Genomic DNA, 10,883 nt, shown 5'->3' with positions numbered 1-10,883 from the left:
TGTTAAAGAGCAGTGCCGCTTCGCTTTTCGCAGCGGCGCGGGGTGTGCATATTACGCTTTCCCGCTTCAGAGTCAAGCGATTAATTTCGCTTTTCTCTGCTGACCCGGCGACGTGTGCGCCGTTGTTCCGTGTCAGTGGAGGCGCATTATAGGGAGTTATTCCGAACCTGCAAGGGTAAAGTGAAAATTATTTACTGACTGCTCACTTTCCAGGCAAACCATACTCCAGACCTCAAGCTTCGCCTGGTTTTTAAACAAAAACGAGCCGCAAGCGGCTCGTTTTTGCGTTTTGTGACTTACTGCACTGCCACAATACGATCGTCGTTGGCTTCCAGACGAATAACTTTGCCCGGAATCAACTCTCCGGAGAGGATCTGCTGCGCCAGCGGGTTTTCGATCTGCTGCTGGATAGCACGTTTCAATGGACGCGCACCGTACACCGGATCGTAACCATTCTCGCTCAGCAGCTTCAGGGCCTCGTCGGAGATGTGAATTTCATATCCACGCTCTTCCAGACGTTTGTACAGACGCTGCAGCTGGATCTGCGCAATCGACGCAATGTGTTTCTCACCCAGAGGATGGAATACCACCACTTCATCAATACGGTTGATGAACTCAGGACGGAAGTTATGGCTCACGACACCGAGCACCAGATCCTTCATATGGCTATAGTCCAGTTCACCGAAACGTTCCTGAATCAAATCGGAACCCAGGTTTGAGGTCATGATGACAACCGTATTACGGAAGTCGATCGTTCTCCCCTGCCCGTCGGTCAGACGGCCATCATCCAGCACCTGAAGCAGGATGTTGAACACATCAGGGTGCGCTTTTTCCACCTCATCCAGCAGGATGACGGAATAAGGGCGACGGCGAACCGCTTCCGTCAGGTACCCCCCTTCTTCATAACCTACGTATCCCGGAGGCGCGCCGACCAGACGTGAGACGGAGTGTTTTTCCATAAACTCGGACATGTCGATACGTACCATCGCATCGTCGCTGTCGAACATAAAGTTAGCCAGCGCTTTACACAGCTCGGTTTTACCGACCCCCGTCGGCCCCAGGAACAGGAACGAACCAATCGGACGGTTTGGATCGGACAACCCTGCGCGGCTACGGCGAATGGCGTTGGAAACCGCCTCAACCGCTTCGTTCTGACCAATCACCCGATTGTGGAGATCCTGCTCCATGCGCAGCAGTTTTTCACGCTCGCCTTCCAGCATGCGCGCCACCGGAATACCGGTCCAGCGAGCAAGCACTTCCGCGATTTCCGCATCCGTCACTTTATTACGTAACAGACGCATCGTTTTCCCTTCTGACTGCGTCGCTATCTCAAGCTGTTTTTCCAGCTCAGGAATTTTGCCGTACTGCAGTTCAGACATCCGCGCCAGATCGCCGACACGGCGAGCCTGCTCAATGGCAATTTTTGCCTGTTCGAGTTCAGCTTTAATGGTCTGAGTGCCGGAAAGGGATGCTTTCTCGGCTTTCCACTCTTCTTCCAGCTCAGAATACTGGCGCTCTTTATCGTCCAGTTCTTCATTGAGCATATCCAGGCGTTTCTTACTGGCTTCATCAGACTCTTTCTTCAGCGCCTGCTGTTCCAGCTTGAGCTGAATGATGCGTCGGTCGAGCCTATCCAGCTCTTCCGGTTTCGAGTCAATCTGCATACGAATGCTCGAAGCCGCTTCATCAATAAGGTCGATCGCTTTATCCGGCAGCTGGCGGTCAGCAATGTAACGGTGTGAAAGCGTCGCTGCCGCAACGATAGCCGGGTCAGTGATCTGCACGTGGTGGTGCAGTTCATAGCGCTCCTTCAAACCACGCAGGATCGCGATGGTATCTTCAACGCTTGGCTCAGCAACAAACACTTTCTGGAAACGACGTTCCAGCGCAGCATCTTTCTCAATGTACTGACGGTACTCGTCGAGCGTGGTGGCACCGACGCAGTGAAGTTCACCGCGCGCCAGCGCAGGTTTCAGCATGTTCCCGGCATCCATCGCGCCGTCCGCTTTACCGGCACCGACCATAGTGTGCAGTTCGTCGATAAACAGGATAACGTTCCCTTCCTGCTTCGCCAGGTCGTTAAGCACGCCTTTCAGACGCTCCTCAAACTCACCGCGGTATTTCGCACCGGCCACCAGCGCGCCCATATCCAGCGCCAGTACGCGGCGGCCTTTCAGGCCTTCCGGCACTTCGCCGTTGACGATACGCTGCGCCAGCCCTTCAACGATGGCGGTTTTACCGACACCCGGTTCACCAATCAGCACCGGGTTGTTCTTGGTACGACGCTGCAGTACCTGAATCGTACGGCGGATTTCTTCGTCACGGCCGATAACCGGATCAAGTTTGCCCTGCTCAGCACGCTCGGTCAGATCGACCGTAAATTTCTTCAAAGCCTGACGTTGGTCTTCGGCTCCCTGATCGTTCACGCTTTCACCTCCGCGCATTTTCTCAATCGCCTGAGTCACATTGGCGGTGGTCGCACCGGCAGATTTCAGCAGGTCGGTCAAGGTACCGCGTGATTCAAGCGCCGCCAGAACAAACAGCTCTGACGAAATAAAGTTGTCCCCACGTTTTTGCGCCAGCTTGTCGCAAAGGTTAAGCACGCGCACCAAATCCTGAGATGGCTGAACGTCGCCGCCGGTACCTTCTACCTGCGGTAAACGGCTCAGCGCCTGATCGATGGCGGTGCGTAACTGGCCAGCATTAATGCCAGCGGACGTTAATAAAGGACGTACCGATCCCCCTTCCTGATTCAGCAAGGCGCTCATTAAATGAAGAGGTTCGATAAATTGGTTGTCGTGCCCCAGTGCGAGGGACTGGGCATCGGCGAGAGCAAGCTGGAATTTATTAGTAAGACGATCCAGACGCATAACTCCTCCCATAACAGGTCAAATTTGCTACTGGAGATTAAATGAGGTCATCCCTCAATTATTCAAGGTTAATGACCTGAATTATGTGAAAAGAAAACGGCACGTACCGGATCGTCTTGATTCTTTAGGTTATATCAGCCAAATGAAACTTGCCATACGCCCCGTGGTCTTGTCGCGACGATAGGAGAAAAAATCACCCTTTTCGGTGAATGTGCAGCGATCGCCGCCGAAGATCTGCGTCACACCAACGTTATTTAGACGCTGGTGGGCGAGCTGGTAAATATCAACCAGATATTTATCCCCCGAAGGCAGGAAGGCTTCAACCGCTTGCGGATCTTTTTCCATAAAGGCTTCGCGAACCTCTGGCCCCACTTCGAAAGCGCGAGGACCAATGGCCGGGCCAAGCCAGGCCATAATATTGGCTGGCTCATCGCTAAAGCAGGCGACAGTTTCTTCGAGCACGCCTTCACACAGACCACGCCAGCCCGCGTGTGCTGCAGCCACCTCGGTACCTGCACGGTTACAGAACAGAACCGGCAGACAATCGGCGGTCATCACGGCACAAACGGTTCCCGGAGTATTACTGTAAGAGGCATCAGCGCGTTTAGAAGCATAGGGTTCTCCCGTCAACTTCAGCACCGCGTTACCATGAACCTGTTCCAGCCAGACCGGTTTCGACGGCAAGTTCCCCGCAGCAAACAGACGTCTGCGGTTCTCTTCAACATGTTCCAGGTTGTCGCCACAGTGCGCACCGAGGTTCAAAGACTCCCACGCGCCCTGGCTAACACCGCCAATACGGGTTGAACTGCAGGCAGCCACGCCAGCAGGCAATGGCCACTCCGGGACAATCAGTTTGGTCATAACCAGTCCACTTGATCCTTATGTTCTTCGAAATCAGCACGCATGGCGTCGATAAGATCCACCATATCCTGCGGGATAGGCGCATGCCACTCCATCTGAATACCGGTGATAGGGTGGTAAAGACGCAGCATGGTCGCGTGCAGCGCCTGACGATCGAATTTACGCAATACGCTGATGAACTCATCCGATGCGCCTTTAGGTGGACGCGGGCGGCCACCGTATACCTGATCCCCGACCAGCGGATGGGTAATGTGGGCCATATGCACGCGGATCTGGTGAGTACGTCCGGTTTCCAGACGCAGACGCAGGCGCGTATGAATACGGAAGTGCTCCATAATGCGATAGTGCGTCACCGCCGGTTTACCCATCGGATGCACCGACATATGGGTACGTTTGGTTGGGTGACGGCTGATTGGCTCTTCCACCGTTCCGCCAGAGGTCATATGCCCAATGGCTACCGCTTCATACTCGCGGGTAATTTCGCGCAGCTGCAGCGATTCCACCAGACGGGTCTGAGCAGGAACGGTCTTCGCCACCACCATCAAACCGGTGGTGTCTTTATCCAGACGGTGCACGATGCCCGCGCGCGGAACATCCGCGATCGGCGGATAATAATGGAGAAGTGCGTTAAGTACCGTACCGTCAGGGTTCCCCGCGCCCGGATGAACAACCAGGTCGCGCGGCTTGTTGATCACCAGAATGTCATCATCTTCATAGACGATGTCCAGTGGGATATCCTGCGGCTCGAAGCGGATTTCCTCTTCGATTTCAGCATTGATGGCGACAGCTTCCCCACCTAACACTTTCTCTTTTGGTTTGTCCCAGATCTTGCCGTTTACCAGCACGCGCTGGTCAAGGATCCATTCTTTTATGCGTGAACGCGAATAATCAGGGAACAATTCGGCCAAAGCCTGATCTAAGCGTTGACCGAGCTGATTTTCGGAGACTGTTGCGGTGAGTTCTACTCGTTGTGCCATAAACTGCTTCTTCGTTTAACGTTGGGTTTTACGGCTTTGCCGTTTAATATAGTGTGCTATTGTAGCTGGTCTTAATCGGGAGCAGGAACAGAGTTTCTCCCGGACAAACATTTGAGGAAAGTCAAAACGTCATGACGCGCATGAAATATCTGGTGGCAGCGGCCACGTTGAGCCTGGCTTTGGTGGGCTGCTCCGGTTCAAATGAACAGGTCCCTGACAATCCGCCGAATGAAATCTATGCGACTGCACAACAAAAGTTGCAGGACGGTAACTGGAAACAGGCGATAACGCAACTGGAAGCGTTGGATAATCGCTATCCATTTGGTCCATATTCGCAGCAGGTACAGTTAGATCTCATCTACGCATACTATAAAAATGCCGACCTGCCGCTGGCTCAGGCAACCATCGATCGTTTCATGCGTCTGAACCCGACTCATCCTAACATCGACTATGTGATGTACATGCGCGGCCTCACCAACATGGCGCTGGACGACAGTGCGCTTCAGGGCTTCTTCGGCGTGGATCGTTCTGACCGTGACCCGCAGCATGCGCGTGATGCCTTCAATGACTTCTCCAAGCTGGTGCGCGGCTATCCGAACAGTCAGTACGTGACCGACGCGACCAAACGTCTGGTGTTCCTGAAAGATCGTCTGGCGAAATATGAATACTCCGTAGCGGAATACTATACCCGTCGTGGCGCATGGGTTGCCGTGGTTAACCGCGTAGAAGGTATGCTGCGTGATTATCCGGATACTCAGGCAACGCGCGACGGCCTGAAGCTGATGGAAAATGCTTACCGTCAGATGCAGATGACCGCTCAGGCTGAAAAAGTGGCGAAAATCATCGCCGCGAACAGCAGCAACACCTGATATTGCCTCAATGCAAAACGGCAGCCCGAAGGCTGCCGTTTTTTTATTCATTTTAGCGCGTCGCTGAAGCGCTTAAGCCTCAACACATCCAGTCAACTATGGCCCCAATTTTTACCTTCGACAAGGTAAATCTCACCTCTTCCTGCCCTGCCTCACAAAAAAGATTCCCTGACAAAAACCGACAAAATAACGTGATCTAAATCACACATTTTGACATTAGGTCGGGTATGCTGGAATCACCAAGACGGAAAGACAAGAGGTAAAATTTATGACAATGAACATTACCAGTAAACAAATGGAAATTACTCCGGCAATCCGCCAGCACGTCGCAGACCGTCTCGCCAAACTGGATAAATGGCAAACTCATTTGATTAATCCACATATCATCCTGTCCAAGGAGCCGCAGGGTTTCATCGCTGACGCAACTATCAATACTCCAAACGGCCATCTGGTCGCCAGCGCAAAACACGAGGATATGTACACCGCAATTAACGATTTGATCAACAAGCTGGAACGGCAGCTCAATAAAGTGCAACACAAAGGTGAAGCCCGTCGCGCCGCAACATCGGTGAAAGACGCCAGCTTCGCGGAAGAAGTTGAAGAAGAGTAATCCTTTAAATTGAGTGTACCGCCAACGCGCCTTCGGGCGCGTTTTTTGTTTTTTATTGACAGGGTGAAAACAGTACGGGTACTTTAACGGTATCAATCACAGGATGACTTTATGAAACTTACGCCGTTCTTCTTCGCATTCTTTTTTACCTTCCCCTGAACGGGAGGCGTTTCGTCGTGTGATAAAGAATGCGAAGACGAACAACAAGGCCTCCCACACCGGGGGGCCTTTTTTATTGATAACGATAAAATGAGACAGGCAACACTATGACACCGGAAAACCCGTTACTGGATCTGCGAGTAAAAATCAGCGCGCTGGATGAGAAACTGCTGGCGCTGCTGGCCGAACGCCGCGCCCTTGCCGTTGAAGTGGGCAAAGCCAAGCTGGACTCCCATCGGCCGGTACGAGATATCGACCGCGAGCGCGATCTGCTGGAACGTCTCATTCAGCTCGGCAAAGCGCATCACCTCGATGCCCACTACATTACCCGGTTGTTCCAGCTCATCATCGAAGACTCCGTTCTCACTCAGCAAGCGTTACTCCAGCAGCATCTGAACAAAACCAATCCACACTCTGCGCGTATCGCCTTCCTCGGTCCGAAGGGATCTTATTCTCACCTGGCCGCACGTCAGTACGCCGCACGCCATTTCGAAGAATTTATTGAGAGCGGCTGCGCGAAGTTTGCCGACATATTTAATCAGGTTGAGACCGGCCAGGCGGATTACGCCGTCGTACCGATTGAAAACACCAGCTCCGGCGCCATCAACGACGTCTACGATTTGCTGCAGCACACCAGCCTGTCGCTGGTTGGCGAGCTGACGATCCCAATCGATCACTGCGTGCTGGTCTCCGGCTCAACGGACCTGAGCAAGATCGAAACGGTTTACAGTCATCCACAGCCGTTCCAGCAGTGCAGCCAGTTCCTGAACCGCTATCCGAACTGGAAAATTGAGTACACCGAAAGCACCTCGGCGGCGATGGAAAAAGTGGCGCAGGCTAACTCCCCAACCGTCGCCGCGCTCGGCAGCGAAGCAGGCGGGGCGCTGTATGGTTTACAGGTGCTGGAACGCAATCTGGCGAACCAGACGCAAAATATCACCCGCTTCGTGGTGCTGGCCCGCAAGGCGATCAATGTGTCAGACCAGGTGCCGGCCAAAACCACGCTGCTGATGGCGACCGGCCAACAGGCCGGTGCGCTGGTTGAAGCCCTGCTGGTGCTGCGTAACCACAACCTGATCATGACCAGGCTGGAATCACGCCCAATTCACGGTAACCCGTGGGAAGAGATGTTCTACCTCGATATCCAGGCCAACCTGGAGTCTGCTTCCATGCAGAAGGCCCTGCGCGAACTGGGCGAGATCACGCGTTCCATGAAGGTGCTGGGCTGCTATCCGAGCGAAAACGTGGTCCCGGTTGACCCGGCTTAACGTTCGATAAACCGGCTTTTCTTCATCCCTGCCACGTTCACCGGCAGGGTGAAGATGGCGCCGGAGAGCGGATACTTCGCCACCTCGTCCGCGTCCATATTTTCCCGCGTGGTGGTAATAAACAACGTTTTCATGTCATCGCCGCCAAAGCAGACCATCGTCGGGCAACGCACCGGCATGCGATATTCTTCCAGCTGCTCCCCTTGCGGAGAAAAACGCGCAATACGCCAGCCGTCAAACAGCGCGCTCCAGTAGCAGCCTTCCACATCCACGGCAGCGCCGTCCGGTATCCCTTCGCCCTCTTTAAACTGACGAAACACCTCGCGCCTGCCGGGTTCGCCCTTCTCATCAAGCTGCGTTCGGTAAATAACGCCGTTTGGCGTATCTGAAGTAAACATCCATTGATTATCAGGGCTAAACGCTAAGCCGTTGTGCCCGTGAATATCGCACTGGATCACTTTCGGCGTCAGGTCGTTGTCGATGCGCATCAGCAGGGCACCGTTGTAATCTCCCGGCCCCCAAAACGTGCCCGCGTAGAATCGTCCCAGAGAATCGGTGCCGCCGTCGTTAAAGCGTGCGAGCTGCGGGTTAGAGGGGTTATCGCACACCTTGCGGCGCAGCAGGCCGTGTTTATCGGTCAGCCAGATACCCGTTCGCATCGCAACGATAAAACCACCCTGCTCGCGCAGCGCGAAACAGCCCACCTCCTCATGGAAAGAGAGTACGGTGTGTTCTGCCGTCGGCAGATGGTAGCGGTGGATCTCCCCTTCCAGAATATCGGCCCAGTAGAGCGCGCGCTCTTCTGCGCTCCACGTCGGGCATTCAGGCAGATGCCCGGTGTAATTCAACAGCAGCTGCGGTTCGGCCATGACAGTTCCCCAAAATAAAAAAAGCCAGCATTGCTGGCTTTCAGTATATACATCATCGCATTACTGGCGACTGTCATTTGCCTGGCGCAACAGCGTCCGGCTCTCACTCTGGAAACGCTGCGCGTAATCGCCAAACCAGTGCTCAACCTTGCGGAAACTGTCGATAAACGCCTGCTTGTCTCCGTGCTCCAGCAGCGTAATGGCTTCGCCAAAGCGCTGATAGTAGCGCTTGATGAGCGCCAGATTGTTCTCGGAGGACATAATAATGTCCGCGTAAAGCTGCGGATCCTGAGCAAACAGGCGCCCGACCATCGCCAGCTCCAGACGATAGATAGGCGAAGAGAGCGCCAGAAGCTGTTCAAGCTGCACGTTCTCTTCCGCCAGATGCAGACCGTAGGCAAACGTCGCAAAGTGGCGCAGCGCCTGAATGAACGCCATGTTCTGATCGTGCTCGACCGCGCTGATGCGGTGCAATCGCGCGCCCCATACCTGAATCTGTTCCAGGAACCACTGATAGGCTTCCGGCTGACGACCGTCGCAGTAAACCACCACCTGCTTAGCCAGGCTGCCGCTGTCCGGGCCAAACATCGGGTGCAGACCCAGCACCGGGCCCGTATGCGCAGCCAGCATCGCCTGCAGCGGACCATTTTTGACGGAGGCCAAATCCACCAGGATACAATCTTTCGGTAAAGCAGGAAGCTTCCCGATGATCTGCTCCGTCACGTGGATCGGCACGCTGACGATAACCATCCCGGCATCTTTCATGAGTTCCGGAGCATGCGCCCAGTCCTCTTTTTCCAGAATGCGCACCTGATAGCCCGAAAGCGTCAGCATTTTTTCAAACAGACGCCCCATCTGTCCTGCCCCGCCGACAATCACCACCGGCCTCAGGGACGGACAGAGGGTTTTGAAGCCCTTGTCGTTTTCGCTGGAATAGGATTCCCGCATCACGCGACGCAGAACATCTTCAATTAAATCCGGCGAAACGCCCAGCGCCTGGGCCTCTTTGCGACGAGAGGCCAGCATTGAGGCTTCGCGCTCCGGGACGTAAATCGGCAGGCCGTATTTGCTTTTCACCTCACCGACTTCGGCAACCAGCGCCATGCGGCGCGCCAGCAGGTCCAGCAGCGCCTTATCCACTTCATCAATTTGATCGCGCAGTGCGGTCAATTCAGCAACCATAACTAACCTCTTAAGCCAGACGCGTCGCCAGCTGGCCTTTCAAATCTTTGTGGATCTCACGCAGCAGCGCATCGGTGGTTTCCCAGCTGATGCAGGCATCCGTCACGGAGACGCCGTGCTTCATTGCGCTACGCGGTTGTTCAGATGATTGATTGCCTTCATGAATATTGCTCTCAATCATCAGACCGATAATCGAACGGTTGCCATCTTTGATCTGTGCGACCACGGATTCCGCAACCGCAGGCTGGCGACGGTAATCTTTATTTGAATTACCATGACTGCAATCTACCATCAGTGCCGGGCGCAGTCCCGCCTGCTCCATCTCTTTTTCACACTGCGCCACGTCCGCCGGGCTGTAGTTAGGTGCTTTCCCGCCGCGCAGGATCACATGGCCGTCCGGGTTACCCTGCGTTTGCAGGAGGCAGACCTGACCCGCCTGGTTGATACCGACGAAACGGTGCGGCATCGCAGCAGCGCGCATGGCGTTGATCGCCGTCGCCAGGCTGCCATCGGTACCGTTTTTAAAGCCAACCGGCATTGACAGGCCAGACGCCATCTCGCGGTGGGTTTGCGATTCCGTGGTACGCGCGCCAATCGCCGACCAGCTGAACAGATCGCCCAGGTACTGCGGGCTGTTCGGGTCCAGCGCTTCGGTTGCCAGCGGCAGTCCCATGCTGACCAGCTCCACCAGCAGGCGACGCGCAATCTTCAGGCCTGCTTCCACATCAAACGAGCCATCCATGTGCGGATCGTTAATCAACCCTTTCCAGCCGACGGTCGTACGTGGCTTCTCAAAATAGACGCGCATCACCAGATAGAGGCTATCGCTGACCTCCTCCGCTAACGCTTTAAATCGACGAGCATATTCAATGGCGGTTTCAGGATCGTGAATGGAGCAAGGACCGCATACCACCAGCAGGCGCGGATCGCGGCCGGCGATAATGTCAGAAATGGTCTGGCGAGAGTGCTCGATCTGAGCCTCCTGCGCGACGCTCAGCGGAAATTCCGCTTTCAGTTGATCCGGAGTGATTAACACCTGTTCGTCAGTGATATGTACGTTGTTCAGCGCGTCTTTTTGCATGATGGCGATCCTGTAAAGCTCGTTTGCGATAGTTGTTTTCCTCAATGAGGTGAAACCACGATACCATAAAAAGTAAACATTTCAATCCAAAATACGTACACATTACTTTACACATACCAATTTATTGCAAAAATCAG

10 protein-coding genes and 1 other annotated feature are annotated in these 10,883 nt (G+C 54.3%); of the genes, 4 read left to right on the top strand and 6 right to left on the bottom strand.

The genetic code is table 11. The features are described 5' to 3' along the window. Positions 1-296: 296 nt before the first annotated feature. The 3 genes from clpB to rluD all read right to left on the bottom strand — a co-directional run bounded on the left by clpB (position 297) and on the right by rluD (position 4,708). The gene (gene clpB, locus QMN93_RS22915; RefSeq protein WP_193139819.1) at positions 297-2,870 is read right to left on the bottom strand and encodes an ATP-dependent chaperone ClpB; all 2,574 of its coding nucleotides are present in this window, start codon (positions 2,868-2,870) and stop codon (positions 297-299) included. 129 nt (positions 2,871-2,999) lie between these two features. Continuing rightward, entirely contained in the window at positions 3,000-3,731 is a 732-nt protein-coding gene (gene yfiH, locus QMN93_RS22910) for a purine nucleoside phosphorylase YfiH (RefSeq protein WP_033146246.1), read from the bottom strand. After that, a complete protein-coding gene (gene rluD / locus QMN93_RS22905) occupies positions 3,728-4,708 on the bottom strand; it encodes a 23S rRNA pseudouridine(1911/1915/1917) synthase RluD (RefSeq protein ID WP_023308866.1) in 981 nt (326 codons plus the stop codon). The genes yfiH and rluD overlap by 4 nt, the downstream gene beginning before the upstream one ends. 131 nt (positions 4,709-4,839) lie before the next feature. Here rluD and bamD point away from each other — a divergent pair, with 131 nt between their 5' ends. From bamD to pheA, 4 genes are all read left to right on the top strand, one after another. Continuing rightward, positions 4,840-5,577, top strand: coding sequence for an outer membrane protein assembly factor BamD (gene bamD / locus QMN93_RS22900; protein ID WP_023308867.1), 738 nt, complete (start codon positions 4,840-4,842; stop codon positions 5,575-5,577). A gap of 268 nt (positions 5,578-5,845) precedes the next feature. Beyond that, positions 5,846-6,187, top strand: a complete 342-nt coding sequence (gene raiA / locus QMN93_RS22895) for a ribosome-associated translation inhibitor RaiA (RefSeq protein WP_003863162.1) — start codon at positions 5,846-5,848, stop codon at positions 6,185-6,187. Positions 6,188-6,297: 110 nt separating this feature from the next. After that, positions 6,298-6,423, top strand: a sequence feature (Phe leader region). Further along, positions 6,299-6,346 carry a pheA operon leader peptide PheL gene (gene pheL, locus QMN93_RS22890; protein ID WP_100249759.1) on the top strand — a complete coding sequence of 16 codons (48 nt, stop codon included), beginning with the start codon at positions 6,299-6,301 and terminating at the stop codon, positions 6,344-6,346. (Overlaps the previous feature by 48 nt.) Positions 6,424-6,453: 30 nt before the next feature. Next, positions 6,454-7,614 carry a bifunctional chorismate mutase/prephenate dehydratase gene (pheA, locus tag QMN93_RS22885; protein WP_023333073.1) on the top strand — a complete coding sequence of 387 codons (1,161 nt, stop codon included), beginning with the start codon at positions 6,454-6,456 and terminating at the stop codon, positions 7,612-7,614. On the opposite strand, the gene QMN93_RS22880 is transcribed toward pheA, so the two are convergent. From QMN93_RS22880 to aroF, 3 genes are read right to left on the bottom strand one after another with little or no spacing between them, the layout of a single operon-like run. Next, entirely contained in the window at positions 7,611-8,483 is an 873-nt protein-coding gene (locus tag QMN93_RS22880; RefSeq protein ID WP_193139821.1) for an SMP-30/gluconolactonase/LRE family protein, read from the bottom strand. The genes pheA and QMN93_RS22880 overlap by 4 nt on opposite strands. A gap of 60 nt (positions 8,484-8,543) precedes the next feature. After that, on the bottom strand, positions 8,544-9,665 hold the full coding sequence (tyrA, locus tag QMN93_RS22875; protein WP_033146250.1) for a bifunctional chorismate mutase/prephenate dehydrogenase: 1,122 nt from the start codon (positions 9,663-9,665) through the stop codon (positions 8,544-8,546). Between the two features lie 10 nt (positions 9,666-9,675). Further along, on the bottom strand, positions 9,676-10,746 hold the full coding sequence (gene aroF, locus QMN93_RS22870) for a 3-deoxy-7-phosphoheptulonate synthase AroF (RefSeq protein WP_033146251.1): 1,071 nt from the start codon (positions 10,744-10,746) through the stop codon (positions 9,676-9,678). Positions 10,747-10,883: the final 137 nt, after the last annotated feature.

Source organism: Enterobacter sp. R-1.6.2 (genome assembly GCF_035064085.1).
GTDB lineage: Bacteria > Pseudomonadota > Gammaproteobacteria > Enterobacterales > Enterobacteriaceae > Enterobacter > Enterobacter asburiae_B.
This window is presented reverse-complemented; position numbering and strand designations above follow the sequence as displayed.

Coding starts and splice junctions, on each gene's coding strand:
- rluD (WP_023308866.1), bottom strand. CDS start 4,708: ATGGCACAACGAGTAGAACTCACCGCAACAGTCTCCGAAAATCAGCTC.
- pheA (WP_023333073.1), top strand. CDS start 6,454: ATGACACCGGAAAACCCGTTACTGGATCTGCGAGTAAAAATCAGCGCG.
- tyrA (WP_033146250.1), bottom strand. CDS start 9,665: ATGGTTGCTGAATTGACCGCACTGCGCGATCAAATTGATGAAGTGGAT.
- raiA (WP_003863162.1), top strand. CDS start 5,846: ATGACAATGAACATTACCAGTAAACAAATGGAAATTACTCCGGCAATC.
- QMN93_RS22880 (WP_193139821.1), bottom strand. CDS start 8,483: ATGGCCGAACCGCAGCTGCTGTTGAATTACACCGGGCATCTGCCTGAA.
- bamD (WP_023308867.1), top strand. CDS start 4,840: ATGACGCGCATGAAATATCTGGTGGCAGCGGCCACGTTGAGCCTGGCT.
- aroF (WP_033146251.1), bottom strand. CDS start 10,746: ATGCAAAAAGACGCGCTGAACAACGTACATATCACTGACGAACAGGTG.
- clpB (WP_193139819.1), bottom strand. CDS start 2,870: ATGCGTCTGGATCGTCTTACTAATAAATTCCAGCTTGCTCTCGCCGAT.
- yfiH (WP_033146246.1), bottom strand. CDS start 3,731: ATGACCAAACTGATTGTCCCGGAGTGGCCATTGCCTGCTGGCGTGGCT.